The following is a 16,397-nucleotide window of genomic DNA, read 5'->3' as shown; positions in this document are numbered from 1 at the left end:
ATTGGTAAACATTGAACCGAAAAAGTGATAAAACGCGGATGAAAGTATTGTCGGTAATAAAATTTTCTTTGCCGTATTTTTGCTCTGATTGCTTATATCGATACTAAAACTATTTTATCGAACGCTATGGGTACCCTGCTCATATTAACCGGAGCTTTTCTATTGATTCGGTGTTCAGCTATTTCTACTCCACAGCAGCCAGGCCCGGATATGCCACCCGCTCAATTAAGGTGGGATCCAGCGGATTTGCCCGGTAAAGCGATTTTACCGGATAATATTCCAGGGCAGAACCAGGTAGTTCATAACTCAGCATAGACTGCAGTTCCTGATCTGTAAGGGTCGGGGCCAGCCACTTTCTTTCCAGTTGCTGAGAAAGCATCAGCGGCATCCGGTAGGGATGATCTCCTTGTTATGAATAGAGCGCATCACGCTGTTCGCTGCTCTTATAATTAACGTAAAAGTGCCCATCAGTTCTCCGTCCGCGGTGGGGACACGAGCATAATTATATAGTCCCGGTAAAAAAACAGGGTCCTGTCTTTTAAATGAAAATAACAAGGAATTTTGTTTTTAAACCCCGGAACTTCTCTGTATTCAAAAAAAACATTTACAGACACCAGCAGTCTGTTATGTTTTTTCGGATACCAGACACTTCTGGTATCGCCTAATATTCTTTCGGCCCTGGCATTAAGCAACTTAAATCTTTGTTTGTCCGGTAGTTTTTATCAGGGCCGGTCATGGAGCCTTTCATGTAATCCATCATCATGCCCATTCAAAGAGCTGCAGTTTCAGTTTTCCGGTGTCTTTATCCTCCAGCACTACCGGGCGGCTGGGTAGGGTAAAGCCTGAATTGATATAACATACATCAAAATCAAAATTTAAGTGCTTATCTGTGAGCTCAGGGGAATGCCTTATAGATAGCTTCTTTTTTCTGGTGGGAAGAGACTTGATAACACATAGATGGAGACTGCGTTTAGGCGTATTCAGCAATGGTTTTAATAATATGGATCTATAAAAACTAACGATAAATTTATTAGTATGGAAAAATAAATATATTGGTCAACTGATTTTAAATCAATTCTTTAAATCTTATGACTAAAAATATTGGTTTATATAACTAAATTAAAGGGTATAATTGCACTATAAAGATAACCCAAATATGGACAACCCAAGACATATTATTCATATGGATTTAGATTCTTTTTTTGTGTTTGTTGAACGACTTAAAAACAGTAAGTTGATGGGTATACCCGTGATTGTGGGCGGAGCAGACAGAGGAGTCGTTGCTGCCTGTAGTTATGAGGCCCGTCAGTTCGGAGTTCGCTCGGCAATGCCGATGCGCCAGGCTCGGTTTCTTTGTCCGGATGCCACCATCATTTCAGGGAATCATGAGCAGGCAGATATATTGCGTCGTCATATGTCGGGTAAGGCCCGGGGAACGGAGAAAATGGAGCTGTTAAAACAGAAGTTTTTTAATAACTGTAAGCAAAGAGGCTACGCAGCGCATATTACTGCTGAAATCTGGCGACAAATGGAGAGCTTCTCGGGATATTCCTTTTGTAAGGCACGCAGTGCCAGTTTTTCGGTGGAGAGTTATCAGAGTCTTTATCTGAAAACGTATTTCCCCATTGAATTTATGGTTGCCGTGATTAATAATTTTGGAGGCTTTTACTCCAGGGAACTATATTTTCAGCAACTGAGAATGGAGGGTGCTGAGGTTCGCCGCCCTTGTGTCCAGTATAGTGAATATCTGCCCTCGATTAAAGACGGCATTGTCTATGTAGGATTTATCCATATTCAGTCTCTGGAAGAGAAAACAGCCTCACTACTGATTGAAAACAGGGAACGAAACGGGGCCTACTTAAGTCTCGCTGATTTTATCACCAGAACCGGTATGGCGATGGAGCAGCTAAACCTGCTGATTAAAGTGGGTGGCTTCCGGTTTACAGGTAGCAGCACAAAAGCACTGCTCTGGGAAGCGAACTTTCTGAGAAAGGCACCTGGCAGTAGGAAGGCTGCTGCCAGGGTATATAGAAAGGGGATGGGGGGACGCGCAACAGGCCTGCTGCCGCGGTACTTGCCTATACAGATAATAATGCCATTGAGACTGCAGCGCAGGGTACTATGCAAACGCTTTTTGAAGAGCCGCCTGTGGCATTTAGCTTGCCGGACCTTTCTTCCAGCCCGCTGGAAGAACTGCATCAGCAGATGGAACTGCTGCATTTTACGCTAGGAAATGTATTTAACCATGAACGGAGGTGGAGCCGCTGATAATAGCGGGTCTGGATACATATAACGGCGCACAGCGCCGTTATATGTATCCAGAGATTTAACGGCTTTTTTGAATAAGACAGTGACATGTCTGGGATATTTAGTATGTATCAAGCATACGGCAACAAAAAAAGATCAGCGCCGGCTGCATTTTGGGAATTTTTTGGATCCCGAGGGGGCCTGGCTGGATACGGTACATTTTCCGGACAGTGCCGCGAACTTCCCTTTCAGGGGGCGAGGTTTCTATGCTTTTACGGGAATTGTGATGGAAGATTTTGGTGTACTTACCGTCAGTGTTACCTTTATGGAGAAAGTGGGCATTAAAACGGGCTAGGAACTATAGACGGGGAGGTAGGGAAGCAGCGAAATCTGGGTAAAATAGAACGGATCAGATAATGGATAATAACTTAACAGATAAATAAATAAGCAGCGTAGTTTTTTGTAATGGAATATGCAATTGTAGATATTGAAACGACAGGCGGCCATGCTTCGGGTAGTGGGATAACGGAGGTGGCTATCGTGCTGCATAACGGGCAGCAGATAACCGGTCGTTATGAAACCCTGGTAAACCCGGGGGTGCCCATTCCGCTCTATATTACAGCGCTGACCGGTATCAGCAATAGTATGATTGCTACCAGTCCTTCTTTTGACCAGGTAGCTGAAAATATTTTCAACCTGTTGCAGGGCAGAATCTTTGTGGCACATAATGTCAATTTTGATTATTCATTTATTAAGCATCATCTGGCACAATCCGGATTTTATTATAATGCGCCCAAGCTCTGTACGGTCAGGTTGAGCAGGAAAATTAAGCCTGGTTTGTCTTCCTATAGCCTGGGCAGGCTTTGCGCTGCCCTGGATATCCCGCTGGTGGATCGTCACCGTGCTGGTGGCGATGCAGATGCGACGGCTATTTTGTTTACCAGGTTGTTGGAGTGGGATGCCAAAGGTATCGTAGCGGGTATGCTGAAAAAAGGTGCCGGGGATCAGAATTTGCCGGCTCATCTGCCCAAGGCAGATTTTGAGGCCTTACCACATGGTCCGGGCGTTTATTATTTTAGAGATGAGAAAGACAAGGTGATTTACGTGGGTAAAGCCAAAGATATCCGCAAAAGGGTAGCCCAGCATTTTACGGGACATAATCCTAATCCGCAAAGACAGCATTTTTTACGCAGCATTCATCATATCCGCTTTGAGCCCTGCGGGACAGAGCTCATGGCTTTTATTTTGGAGGCTCTGGAAATTAAAAGATTATGGCCTAAGTACAACCGCGCCATGAAAAAGTATGAGCCTAAGTTTGGTTTATTTGTCTATGAGGCCCTGGACGGGTTTTTAAGGATGGCGATTGGGAAATTTAATAAGAACCAGCAGGCGGAGCTGGTCTTTACACATTTAATTGAAGCGTCCAATACCTTACATGAAATGGTACATGCCTATGACCTCTGCCCGGAACTTTGCCGTCTGGGCAGCTGCACGACCGAAGGTGGCTGTGAGGGCAGAGGGGGGATGTGCCCCAGAAAGACAGATACCGGTTATTATAATGAGCTGGTCAGAGAGGCGCTACAGGAATACAGAAATCAGTTGCCGACTTTTGTTATATTAGATAAAGGCAGAACCGAAGCGGAGCAGAGTTGTATCTATGTGGAAAAAGGACATTTTACCGCGATGGGGTATCTTGGAAAAGAGGTGGATCTGACCAGAATTGAGGATGCTAAATCCATGCTTCCGCTCTATCAGGGGAACCATTATATTATGCAACTGATCTATAGTTATGCGAAGGCATTTCCTCAGAAGGTGCTGATGAAAGAATATGAGATGTGGGAGAATATGGATTTGTAGACAGGCGTTGTAAAGCGGCGACAGTACTACCTATTTTTTAAAACCATGGGCGTCCTGGGCGCTTTAAACCGATTCTTACCCCCATTTTGACCGATTTGCCCCCTTAATACATCTGTTTTTTCTGCTTATTTTGTAGACTAAAGAATTGATTTTGATAATAATGGCTATTTTTAAATGCCGGGGTACATGGATGATTCCGGTTAATCAGTAAATTTAGCGAAGGTTATTTTATAGAAACAAAAGATGAAGCAAACAAACTTAACAGGCAGTTTTTCTTTGGTTGGAGTAGCGTGTTCGAGTCACTTCTATTCTCTAAACCGTACAGCGGAGGCGTCTGAGTACAGGCCGCGACCTGGTGTGCTTGGCTTATGGGCAATGCTGCTCATAGGGTTGCTGTTGATCTGCGGCATGCTGCGTGCACAACCACTGCATCATACGCCCTATAACCGGTTTACAGTAGGACAGACCTGGCTGGATACAAAAGGCGATACGATCAATGCCCACGGCGGCAATATTATTGAAAACAAGGGCACTTATTACTGGTTTGGAGAAAAAAGAGACCGGCATCATTCACTGGGCGTAAGTGTTTACAGCTCTAAGGATCTGTATAACTGGAAGCCCGAAGGTCTGGCGCTGGCCCATAGTAAGGATACCACCAGTGATATCGCTTTTGGTGGCATTATGGAAAGGCCCAAGGTTGTTTATAATTCCAAAACCAAAAAATTTGTGATGTGGTTCCATGTAGAGGTCAGAGGTAAAGGCTATGGTGCTGCCAAGGTGGGTGTGGCCGTCAGTAAAAAAATTACCGGACCTTACAAGTTTGTCAGAAGCTTCAGGCCGAATGGCAATATGAGCCGGGATATGACCGTTTTTGTAGACGAGGACGGCTCCGCTTATGAGATCTACTCCTCTAAAGAGAACTATGACCTAAGAATAGTTCAGCTAACGCCTGATTTTCTGAATGTTACCACTAAAGACTCGTTACTCTTTAGCAATCACAGAGAAGCGCCTGCTGTTTTTAAATATCAGGGAAAATATTATCTGATTACCAGTGGCTGTACCGGCTGGGCGCCCAATCAGGCTTCAGTTCGGGTAGCGGATAACCTATATGGCCCCTGGCTGTTAAAGGGCAACCCGCTCAAAGGAAAAGACAGCCATATCTCTTTTTATGGTCAGCCTGCCTTTATTCTGCCCGTTAAAACAAATGTCCGGTCAGGGTCTGGAAATACCCGGTTTATCTATATGGCTGATCGCTGGAATCCCAAAAATCTGAAGGACAGTCGTTATCAGTTTTTACCGGTCAGTCTGCCTGGGGCGGTAACCGGTGACGGGCAACAGGCTGCCACGGATAATAAGAACGCCGCTGCGTCCACACCCATTGAAATTGTGTGGCAGGATGACTGGCAGCTGTAAGGGCGGCTCATGGATTTTACTGTTGATAAAAATGGGTAGACCGAACTTTATTTTTGCCCGGGTCTTCTTATTTATTTTTTAATAACGATAATCATGCATCAATTTATTTCTACGTTTTACGCTGTAAGGGCCATCGCAAAAGTTGATTCAGGCCGCAAGCGCACTAAAAGCCGCGCCGCACTGGGCGTTTTAAGCCTTTTGGCTCTAGTGTCGACGGCTAAAGCCCAGCAGAAGGCGTCTGCGGCCTCCACTAGTGCAATGATCCAGTCTCAGCCTACCCTGGCGACTCCCTTAATTACCGATATTGCCGGAAGGACAGAAAATAGCGTTAGTCTGAACGGCCGCTGGCATTATATCGTTGATCCTTATGAAACCGGTTTTTTTGATTACCGCTATAAGGAACTGAAAGAAGACAATCCGGCTGCCTATTGGAATGATCCTGCGCCTAAAAGCAAAACGGATCTGGTGGAGTTTGGCTGGAGTGATAAGTATAGTCTTATGGTACCCGGAGACTGGAATCATCAAAAGGATCAGTTTGCCTTTTTCGAAGCAACGCTCTGGTATCAGAAATCATTTGATTTTACCCGCAAACTAAAAAAGGGAGCAAGTAAACTGTTTTTGTATTTTGGCGCGGTCAACTATAGGGCAGATGTCTATTTAAACGGACATAAGCTCGGTTTTCACGAAGGCGGGTTTACCCCCTTTAATTTTGAAGTACCCGACAGCGTTATTAAAGCGCATGATAATAATCTTGTCGTACGGGTAAACAATACCCGTCATAAAGATGACGTCCCGACCTTAAACACCGACTGGTGGAATTATGGTGGCATTACCAGGTCCGTGGACCTGGTGGAACTTCCTGCTACTTTTATTCAGGATTATAGTCTGCAGCTAACGGCACCCGTGACAAAAGACGCAGTCATTACCGGGTACGTGCAGTTAAATCAATTCAGCAGTCAAAGTAGTGCGGGCGCAGCTCAAACACCTAAGAACCTTAAGGTCCAGATACCGGAACTGGGCTTCTCCAAAGTGTTTCCTGTAACCGGTGAGCGGACGGCCATTTCTTTTACCTTGCCCAGGTTGGAACTTTGGAGTCCGGATCATCCTAAACTTTATACGGTTACCTTGTCGACAGATAAAGATAAGCTATCTGACAAAATAGGGTTCAGGACTGTTAAGGCCAGCGGTAAACAGGTACTACTGAATGGTAAGCCCATCTTTATGCGGGGTATCGCCATTCATGAGGAGATTCCCAGTGAAGTTCGCAGGGCCTGGAGCAAGGCGGATGCCTTGCAACTGCTTGGCCAGGCAAAAGAACTGGGCTGTAATATGGTACGCCTGGCGCACTATCCGCATGATGAATCCATGACCAGAGCGGCAGACTCTCTGGGCTTTTTAGTCTGGTCAGAAATACCGGTCTACTGGACGATAGACTTTACCAGCAAGCAGGTCTATGCGAAGGCTGCCCGCCAGCTCCGCGAAATGATTACCCGTGATCATAACCGGGCTAGTATCATTGTCTGGTCGGTAGGCAATGAAACACCGGTTAGCCCGGCAAGAACAGATTTTATGCATCAGCTGATTGATCAGGCACACCAGCTCGACCGTACACGTATGGTCTCAGCGGCCCTGGAGGTGAATTATAATTCCGGAAAGAACGTCAATGAAATTGATGATCCGCTGGGGGCGTATGTGGACTTAGTTGCCTTTAATGAATATTTAGGCTGGTATGGAGGAACTCCTGATAAATGCAGGACGACCAACTGGGCCACTCCTTATAATAAGCCTTTATTTATCAGCGAGACGGGCGGAGGTGCCAAATACGGCTTTCATGCAGACTCCCTGACCCGCTTTAGCGAAGCGTATCAGGTATGGTACTATAAAGAACTGGTCAGTATGCTGGGCAGGATGCCGGATAACTGGGTCGGTATGTCTCCCTGGGTACTGGCGGATTTCAGGAGCCCTAAAAGAAATAATCCTGTTTACCAGGAAGGCTGGAACCGAAAAGGGCTTTACAGTGATAAAGGAGAAAAGAAAGCCGCTTTTTATATTTTGCAGGGGTATTATAACAAAATTAAAAATGAAGGTCATGGCTGGCCTGCTAAAACCAGCCATTAACTTCCCCTACTTTTTATACTTTGGTTTAAGACAAAATTCACAAAAGATAGTAGGGGTGGTCTGTACTTTTTTTAGGCCCTGTCAGCGTTTGCGGCAGCGTGCTTTTAAAAGAAGAAGCAGGCCGCTTTTTTTTATCTTTTTTAGGTGCTGGCCACTAAAAATAGTTCTCCTTTATTTGGAATCAGATCATCGGTTCTTGCGTTAAAATATAGGTTGATTAAATCCTGTGTATTAAAAATGCGCGCCTGTTTTAACCCTGCCTCGGCAGCTAAGGCTGCTACTTCACTTTCTTTAAAAAAACTGACCATGGGCGTTCCCGAGGCAGCGGCACCTGCTATAGAGATCTCCAGCAGTTTACGGTCCTGACCCTCCAGTGCTTCAGCAGGTTCATAAAAGCTGATAATTGCCAGGCTGTTCGCAGCAAAACTATTGGCAATAAGGTGCAGCATATCTTTTATGGCTGTAAGACTTAGATATAGCGTTACACCGGTGCAGCTGATGATGGCAGGTTTTTGCAAGTCAAAAGGCAGAGCGGCCGATTGCTGCCGGGAAGGCAGGACGGCAGGAGGCTGCTGAGCCATGCCGCTCTGGTCTTCGGGGTGGGCGGAGCTGTGTGCTGCACCGGACCTATCCTGCGTCTTTTGCTTTACGGTATGCTTTAAATGCGGTTTTAAAGGGAAATGTAACGAATGGGAATGAATGGAGGCCTCGGGTCCATTATTAATACCATTTGTGTCCGGGGAATCAGTGCCGGTTCCGGAGGTGCCTGTTGAAGCCGTCAGTGCTTCCAGCCAGTTCTTCGGAGCCTTCCTGGGCGTAGATAGGCCGGCAGTCTTTTTTCCCGGATCCCTGTTAGGCTCCTTTCTGTTTTGATTTTCTTTGAGTGCCTCAGCTGATCGCATGGCTGCCTCAAAATCCATAGGGATCAGGTGCAGATGGGCGGGGATGTCCCGGATCTGTTCTTTAATGCAGGCGGCTTTCCATTGCAGGGTGCCCGGCTGGTCTATTTCATAAATTTGCAGGAGGGATGTCTGCTTTTCAGGTTGATATCTAAGTGCAAAACTGTCCAGGCCCGCACCTAAAATGACATACTGATTAATCGCTTGCTCGCCTTCATGGGCTTTTATCACCTGATCTTCTACAAATCTGGCGCGACCGACAATACTGGCCCGGATGGGTTTGGTGAATTTCATGTCCGGACGCTGCTGCCAGCCCGGCGCGGGGCGGGTTAGTTTTAATGCCCACAGGTCCTTTACAATGAGTGGCGGATGATCAATTTCCAGATGCAGCGCCCGCCAAAGTGCTGTTCTTTCGGCTGTGGTATCTAATTTTTTCATGGATTGCTCTTGCTATAAGTTTGTTTACCTGCTAAAGAATCGCCTTAAGGCGTACTGCTTCAAAGAAATGGTCATTGCCATTACTGCTATGGGGAGCCTGCGGTTCCCTTTAGCTTTAAATCCGTGTTGTAATTTACAAATTTGTTCGGGTAATGGCAGAATTTTATAGTAGAACAGGGTGACCTATACAGGGGAGAATCCCGGTAGTGCCCCGTAGTATCAATGCTAAAATATAGCTTATTGTGATAAACGAAAGGTGCCGCTGACAGCGGTATACATAGCCTCCGCTGATTATAGGCAGAGAAATGCAGGTATATGGCAATCCTGCTATTAAAAAAACGGCTGTCTTCCTTTATGTACGCCGATTTTCCTGGCAAGTAACCGAAGCTGTTAAGGGATTTGAATAGGCCCGCACCGGTCAGATTTTTTTGACGAAGCAGGCATTTACCCCTTTAGGCGTTTTTTCCAGTTCAAAGGTTACGGTATCTCCTTTTTTGATAATCTCCGTAAAGTTATTCTGATGGACAAAATAACTTTGCTTGGTATTTAAATCGGTAATAAATCCATAGCCTTTGTCTTCTATAAAAGTAGTAAGGATGCCTTTTTTGGTGGAATCTTCTTTTTTAGGATGAAATCCGGTCAGATCAATCTGAGACGGGTCGATTTCCTGTTTATTTTTTGGATCGGGTGGCGTGGGAGAGAGGTTGCCGTTTTCGTCTACGTACATCATCATCTCTTCCAAGGATTTGCCTTTTTTAGCGTTTTCCTTGCGTTCCCGCATTTTTTCTGCTTTTTCCTGCTTTGCTTTTGCTCTTTTCTTCTCTTTTTCTTTCTTTGCTGGTGTAATGCCCATATATATATTTATCTTTTAATTGATTGGTTGATCGCCTGACAACACTGCAATGTTTTACTGATATAAATTGCTTTGTTGCTTATAGCCGTTTTGCGGCTGATGGCTATTTGCGCTCTGGCCCTGGCGGCGCTTTTTGTAATAATTGTTATTGTTTTTATTGCGCTGCTCTTCCGTGCCTTTGTTAACACTTTTGCCGGGTGCACCGAAATTTTCTTCTGGAGCTGCATAGGCCTTTGTATTTCGCTGTGCCCGCTCTTTTGAATTTTGCTGACCGTAGGGTGCATTGTTTTTCTGTCTGGCCCCCTGGCCTTGCTGCCTGTTTTTATGGCTGTTTTGTTGTGATCGCCCTTTGGCGTGGCCGGGCGCCTGATGTATGGGCTGGTAAGTAACCTCCTGCTCCAGCGCATAAGGATGTTCTTCAACCGTTACCTGAAAACCAATTAGCTTTTGGATGTCTTTCAGATAAGGCGCTTCTTCCCTATCACAAAAAGAGAGTGCCAGACCCGGACTCCCGGCTCTGCCGGTGCGGCCGATACGGTGGACATAGGTCTCTGCGATATTGGGTAGCTCATAATTGATTACCTGTGGAAGCTGCTCGATATCAATGCCTCTGGCGGCTATATCGGTAGCGACCAGTACTTTAATTTCTCCGGCTTTAAAATGGCCGAGTGCCCGCTGACGCGCCTGCTGGCTTTTATTGCCATGGATGGCTGCCGCTGTAATACCGCTTTTTACCAGGATCCTGACCAGTTTATCCGCACCGTGTTTGGTTCTGGTAAATACCAGGGTTTTATCCGCGGAAGTCTCCTTTAATAACTGGGCCAGTAACAGCTTTTTTTGTTCTTTGCCGACCATATAAACGGATTGCTGTACCGTCTCGGCGGTTGAAGATACGGGGTTTACCTGAACTGTTTTAGGCTGATGTAGCAGGCTTGCCGCCAGCTGCATGATGGAAGCAGGCATAGTGGCTGAAAACAGGAGGGTCTGTCTTTGCTGTGGAATCAGCCTTACGACTTTTTTGACATCATTGACAAATCCCATATCGAGCATTCTGTCGGCCTCGTCCAGCACAAAATATTTGATTTTTGAAATATCCAGAAGTCCCTGACCGATTAAATCCAGCAGTCGGCCGGGCGTTGCCACCAGGACGGCGGGACGGGCTTTCAGGTCGTTTAATTGTTTATGCTGGGAGACCCCGCCAAAAATTACCGCATGACGAATTGGCAAATTCCTGCTATAGGCGTGGAAACTCTCGTCTATTTGCAGGGCGAGCTCTCTGGTAGGCGCTAAAATCAGCGCTTCTATCGGTTGGTTTCTTGAATGGCCGAGGTTTTTGTCTGAGGCAGCTTCCCGGGCCATCAACTGTAACAAAGGAATCGCAAAAGCGGCGGTCTTTCCGGTGCCGGTTTGTGCGCAGGCCAGTAAATCATGGCGGTCAAGTATAATTGGGATGGAGTTTTCTTGAATAGGTGTCGGGTTTTCATAACCTTCAGCCTTCAGGGCTGATAAAATGGTTGGAATAATGTTTAAGTCCTTAAATGTCATCTAAATTGTTTTAATTGAATCACTGCCAGCTGCCGGGATATTGGAAGGTGTTCCTATTTTATTTAACAAAAATTGCTATGAATATAAAATAGTCCATGCCCGTGCTGGAAATCTCACTTGTAATCCAATCTTTTACTGCCAGCTTTTATCTTGTTAAACACCATAACGTTAAGCGTCTCTGGACGTAATTAAAGGCAATGCGACTGGGGACAATTCAGAAGTAGCGTTAATTATTGCAGACCTGCTATGAAAGATTTGAATTAAACTGATGCAAAGGTACTTAAAAATCGTTAGTTTTTAAAATCTTATTTAACGAGTCGAAAGGGAAAAGCTAAGCGGTTTCCCCTTAGTTTTGGGAGGATAACACAAAAAACAGCGTAGATTAAGATGTAGCGGATTCAATAACATCTGCTTTAGGTCAGAAATTTCAGTTAAACGCTATCACGTTTTAGGATATAACCGATGGAGTATCAGACATTATATTATCAGATTAAGGATTTAATGAAGCAGGGGGGAGGCGTAGACCCGGTCCTAGGTATCCGGTTGGAAAAGCATGATTTTACTTCAGCCGGGGCTATGATTTTACCTGGTAAGTCCAAGTATTACTGTGCATCTCATAAAACAATCTTTACTGAAAATACAGAGGCGCAACCTCCCAAAGGAAAAGATACCGTGTCAGATAAGGATGGGGTAGATGCCGTCGGTCCACCTTCCAGCCAGCCGGCTGCAACTGAGAATGGATCTGAATTTAAACTCCATCCATTAAAGATGGAAGATAGTGACATTGCAGAAAACAGACATTTCTCGTATTATATCATGCATCCTGTACGAAGCGGACGCTCTAAGGGTGTGATTTTGCTGTTTCACGGTTTAAATGAAAAGAGCTGGGAAAAGTATTTACCCTGGGCCGTTTCCATGGTCAGGCTGACCGGCAAATCAGTCATTTTATTGCCCATAGCCTTTCATATGGACCGGGCACCTAAAAACTGGTCGGATACCCGTGCCATGCAAAAAATTGCAGAAGCTAGAAAAGTAAAATATCCGGCATACTCCCATATAAGCGCAGTGAATACAGCGATAAGCATCAGACTGGGCAATCACCCGGACAGACTCTTCTGGTCCGGATTGCAGACATATCAGGATGTATATATGCTGATTAAAAAGATTAAAAAGGGAAGCGTCTCAGGCATTGCAGGGGATTGTACCATTGATTTTTTCGCTTATTCTATCGGTGCGTTTTATCGCTTATTTTACTGATGGCAAATCCTTGCGGCTATTTCAGTCAGACGCGGCTGTTTTCTTTTTGCGGCGGAACGACGCTGGACAGGTCTTTCCCTATTTCTAAATATATCCTTGATTCCAACGGTGGCCATCGTTTAAACAGTTACTTTAGTGAGCAGCTGCATAACCGGTTTATGGCCAGCGAGCGACTGGCCCATTACATGGATCAGCATCCGGGAGAGGATTGTTTTAAGTATATGCTGCATTATAATCTTTATAAAGAACAAAGGGAAGCCAAAATGGCGGCTATTGCCCACAGGATTCTTGCCGTCCCCCTGAAAAAAGATACCGTAATACCACCCGTGGAAGTTATCTCCACGCTGAAAGGAGATTACCGGGATATTGCAACCAGGGTAGAGCCGGTGGATTTTGATTTTCCCTATGATCATGTACATCCATTTTCTTTAATGGATAAATACCGGCATACAACGACCAGGGCCTACCAGCAACTGATGCAAAAAGCCGCTGACTTTTTAAGCTAATGGGATTGGGGGCATGCAACCGGTGTCCTGCCAGGAAAGATGTTTTGTTATCCGGCATCCGGGATTTACGGTTTTCCCTTAATTAAAGTGCTTTTTAAAAAAATGAATGTTTTTTAAAACTGCTTGTACAAACAAAAACGAAGTGTTATTTTTACAGGGTCTGCAAAAGTCCGGCCTTTGCATTTATTTTGAGACGAGGTGCAGCTATTATAAATCAAAAGTCTTTTGACTGTTTATCTGTTTCATAATTATGGCAACGAATAAAGTGTATCCCTTTAACGGTTTTATGGTAAGCGTGATTCAGGACGTCTTTGCTATTCAGCGCGCCCGGCCTTTGAAACGGGTAGCAGCTATATGGGCAGCTACTGTCAGTTTTTTTCTGTTGGCTCCCGGTGGTTATGGCCAGCAGAGGCAGCAAGTACATCCTGAGCAGGTAAAACTAATGCGGTTAGGGCCGGTACAATACGTAGAACCGCTCTCAGGAACGGCACCTTCCACTTCCGCTGCTGCACTGGCTCATAGTGAGGCCGGTAGTGAACGTAGCGGCAATACCATCCCTGCCGTGGGCTTACCCTTTGGGATGACTCAGTTTACGGCTCAAACCAACTGGTCGGAAAATAAATGTATACCGCCTTATTTGTATAAGTCAGCTGTTTTTCGTGGATTCAGAGCCAGTCACTGGCTTAGCGGTTCCTGTACGCAGGATTATGGCAGTATGGCCATACTGCCTGTTGTGGGGGCTATCAGGGACTCTTCTGATCTAAGACTGGATCATGGGCTGGAAACAGCTACTCCCTATGAATATGCTATTTCTTTTCCGGGGAAATATCGGGCAAGGATAACCGCCAGCCTACGTTCGGCCATTTTGGAGATTACCATGCTAACCACGGATACCCTACAATTAATTTGTAAGACCAATAGTGATTTTAATCAGGGGCATCTTAAAGTGGCTGCGGATAAGCTTTCCGTATCCGGCTTTAACCCGGTTCATCGGATTTATCAGGGCTGGGGGCAGTATGCGGGATTTGATGGTCATTTTTATCTGGAGTTCAGTAAGGCACCCGTCAGTGTGCAGGCGGAAGCGGAGCCCCTACAGAATGATGATAAGCAAAAAGGACTTGTAATTTTGAAATATGCCCTTAAAAAAGGGGAGCGCCTTTGTGTTAAACTAGGAACTTCCTTTACCAGCACGCAGGCTGCTGAAGAGAACCTGAAAGCAGAAATACCAGGTTGGGATTATTCCGGTGTCCGCAGCTCGGCCATTGATTGTTGGAATCAACACTTAAGCAAAATTCAGGTGACCGGCAATCCTGCAGATAGCCAGGCCAACAGGAACCTGCGTATATTTTATACCTCTTTATATCACGCCTACCAGCAACCCCGTTTATTCAACGATGTAAGTGGTACTTATCCTGCCTTTGATGGGAATTCATCTGCAGGGCAGCCCGGCACTCCTTACAAAAATCTTAAATCGCCGGTCCGACAGCTTAAGGAAGGTAATTATTATGATGATTTCTCCATGTGGGATATTTACAGAGCACAGCTACCGCTGATGATGCTCCTTGAGCCGCAGACGGTGAAGGATTTTGTTCGTTCTATACTGCTTAAAAGTGAGGCCGGTGGCTGGACGCCTATTTTCCCTTGCTGGAATAGTTATACAGCGGCCATGATCGGAGATCACAGCACAGCCTTTGTGGCGGCTGCCTACCAAATGGGGATTCGTGACTTTGATGTAAAAAAACTCTATGGTTATCTAAGAAAGAACGCCTTTGACACGACGGATCATAAAGCCTATCTGGAGGGCAAAGGCAGGAGAGCTTTAAAATCTTATCTGAAATATGGTTATATACCCCTGGAAGATGCAGTAGAGGATGCTTTTCATAAAAATGAACAGGTGAGCAGAACCCTTGAGTATAGTTATGATGATTATGCTTTAAGTACGCTGGCAAAAGCCCTGGCAAATAAACCAGGGGACAGTGGCACCGGGGATGGGGAAAAATTTAATTATGCCCAGGATTATCAGCTACTCCAAAAAAGAGCAAAAAATTATACGCATGTTCTGGACCCTTCGGTAGGCATGGTCAGAGGGCGTTACCTGGATGGCAGTTGGGTGAAAGAGTTTACGCCCTATAGCCGCGTCCCTTATATCACGGAAGGAACCCCGGCTCAGTATAGCTTTTATGTTCCGCAGGATATTGAAGGCTTAACCAGACTTATGGGTGGGCGCCGGCAGTTAGAAAATCATTTGGATAGTCTGTTCATGAAAGGAGGCTACTGGCACGGTAATGAGCCCGGACACCAGATTCCATTTATGTATAATTTTACGGATGCTCCTTATAAAACACAGCTCCGGGTACGGACAATCTTGGCTGAGGCTTATGGTGATGGGCCTGGTGGCGTTGATGGCAATGATGACGCAGGGCAGATGAGTGCCTGGTATGTATTTGCCGCCATGGGCTTTTATCCGGTAGATCCTGTCAGCGGACGCTTTGAGTTAACCAGTCCTTTGTTTGACAGGGTGGTTATGCAATTGAAGCCCATAGAAAATGCGCCTACAGGAAAAAAAACGGGGCGTAAATCTGTGAGGCAACTGGTGATTCAGGTGCACCGTCAACAGCCTGAACAGACCGTCCATAACAACGGAGCTAATACTCAACAAAACCCCAAGCCTTGCATATATATAAAACGGATGACTTTAAACGGTCAGCCCTTTGAGCATCTGTACCTGGATAAGGAGTTGTTTAAAACAGGAGGAAAACTGGATATCTGGCTGTCTGACAGCTGGAAAGATCCAAAATAGGGGATATGCATAGATATACAAACGCTTGACCGGACAGGGCCTTTGTATAAATTCAGGTTGTCATGCCCAGATTTTAATTTTAACCTACTTCCTCAGAAAAACGTCTATTTTTTGTTTTCTTTAGCTTTTTGCCTGTTTAAGTTTTAATGGTTTTTAAAACCGGAAAAAACAGATTTAAATGCTAATTTAATACATTGAACTGCACCCTATTACAAAGTTTAGTTTTTAGAGGTACTGCGCGCCACTTTTCGTTTTTGCTTGCGGCCAAATCAAATTCTGCTTGAAAAAATGTCAGTTTAACGCAATTAATTGTCAGATTTTAAAATTATACAGGATGGTACAGGACAGTTATGTTAACCCTGCATGATATATTTGTTAAGAATTGAAAAAATGATTAACGTTCGTTAGACCTCTTTGAAAGTTTTGAATGGATATGCTGTTGATACTCATGAGCTAGCATCACA

At 45.2% G+C, this 16,397-nt stretch carries 10 protein-coding genes and 2 pseudogenes; 7 read left to right on the top strand and 5 right to left on the bottom strand.

Features of this window, described 5'->3' with window-relative positions:
* Nucleotides 1–184: 184 nt before the first annotated feature.
* Both BLU80_RS10330 and BLU80_RS20110 read right to left on the bottom strand, forming a co-directional pair.
* The gene (locus BLU80_RS10330) at nucleotides 185–388 is read right to left on the bottom strand and encodes an SOS response-associated peptidase family protein (protein ID WP_091397652.1); all 204 of its coding nucleotides are present in this window, start codon (nucleotides 386–388) and stop codon (nucleotides 185–187) included.
* Nucleotides 389–467: 79 nt separating this feature from the next.
* Nucleotides 468–695, bottom strand: a pseudogene (locus BLU80_RS20110) (hypothetical protein); the annotation flags it as partial.
* A 461-nt stretch (nucleotides 696–1,156) separates the two neighbouring features.
* Here BLU80_RS20110 and BLU80_RS10315 point away from each other — a divergent pair.
* The 5 genes from BLU80_RS10315 to BLU80_RS10295 all read left to right on the top strand — a co-directional run bounded on the left by BLU80_RS10315 (nucleotide 1,157) and on the right by BLU80_RS10295 (nucleotide 7,635).
* Nucleotides 1,157–2,230, top strand: coding sequence for a DNA polymerase Y family protein (locus BLU80_RS10315; RefSeq protein ID WP_091397643.1), 1,074 nt, complete (start codon nucleotides 1,157–1,159; stop codon nucleotides 2,228–2,230).
* Between the two features lie 108 nt (nucleotides 2,231–2,338).
* Entirely contained in the window at nucleotides 2,339–2,602 is a 264-nt protein-coding gene (locus BLU80_RS10310; RefSeq protein ID WP_091397640.1) for a hypothetical protein, read from the top strand.
* Between the two features lie 110 nt (nucleotides 2,603–2,712).
* A complete protein-coding gene (locus BLU80_RS10305) occupies nucleotides 2,713–4,104 on the top strand; it encodes an exonuclease domain-containing protein (RefSeq protein ID WP_091397637.1) in 1,392 nt (463 codons plus the stop codon).
* A gap of 243 nt (nucleotides 4,105–4,347) precedes the next feature.
* Nucleotides 4,348–5,517, top strand: coding sequence for a glycoside hydrolase family 43 protein (locus BLU80_RS10300; RefSeq protein WP_211481808.1), 1,170 nt, complete (start codon nucleotides 4,348–4,350; stop codon nucleotides 5,515–5,517).
* Between the two features lie 93 nt (nucleotides 5,518–5,610).
* On the top strand, nucleotides 5,611–7,635 hold the full coding sequence (locus BLU80_RS10295; RefSeq protein ID WP_244518870.1) for a glycoside hydrolase family 2 protein: 2,025 nt from the start codon (nucleotides 5,611–5,613) through the stop codon (nucleotides 7,633–7,635).
* 140 nt (nucleotides 7,636–7,775) lie between these two features.
* On the opposite strand, the gene BLU80_RS10290 is transcribed toward BLU80_RS10295, so the two are convergent.
* The 3 genes from BLU80_RS10290 to BLU80_RS10280 form a co-directional block, all read right to left on the bottom strand.
* A complete protein-coding gene (locus BLU80_RS10290; RefSeq protein WP_091397634.1) occupies nucleotides 7,776–8,972 on the bottom strand; it encodes a class I SAM-dependent methyltransferase in 1,197 nt (398 codons plus the stop codon).
* A gap of 418 nt (nucleotides 8,973–9,390) precedes the next feature.
* Nucleotides 9,391–9,825: a cold shock domain-containing protein gene (locus BLU80_RS10285; protein ID WP_091397632.1), complete on the bottom strand. Its 435-nt coding sequence runs from the start codon at nucleotides 9,823–9,825 to the stop codon at nucleotides 9,391–9,393.
* A gap of 54 nt (nucleotides 9,826–9,879) precedes the next feature.
* Nucleotides 9,880–11,370 (bottom strand): DEAD/DEAH box helicase, encoded by a 1,491-nt coding sequence (locus BLU80_RS10280; protein WP_091397629.1) that lies wholly within the window; start codon nucleotides 11,368–11,370, stop codon nucleotides 9,880–9,882.
* Nucleotides 11,371–11,832: 462 nt separating this feature from the next.
* Between BLU80_RS10280 and BLU80_RS20105 the strand changes: the two are divergent.
* A pseudogene (locus BLU80_RS20105) lies at nucleotides 11,833–13,133 on the top strand (DUF6051 family protein).
* A gap of 250 nt (nucleotides 13,134–13,383) precedes the next feature.
* Entirely contained in the window at nucleotides 13,384–15,933 is a 2,550-nt protein-coding gene (locus tag BLU80_RS10265) for a GH92 family glycosyl hydrolase (RefSeq protein ID WP_244518868.1), read from the top strand.
* Nucleotides 15,934–16,397 lie beyond the last annotated feature (464 nt).

The organism is Arachidicoccus rhizosphaerae, from assembly GCF_900107765.1.
GTDB classification, from domain to species: domain Bacteria; phylum Bacteroidota; class Bacteroidia; order Chitinophagales; family Chitinophagaceae; genus Arachidicoccus; species Arachidicoccus rhizosphaerae.
This window is presented reverse-complemented; position numbering and strand designations above follow the sequence as displayed.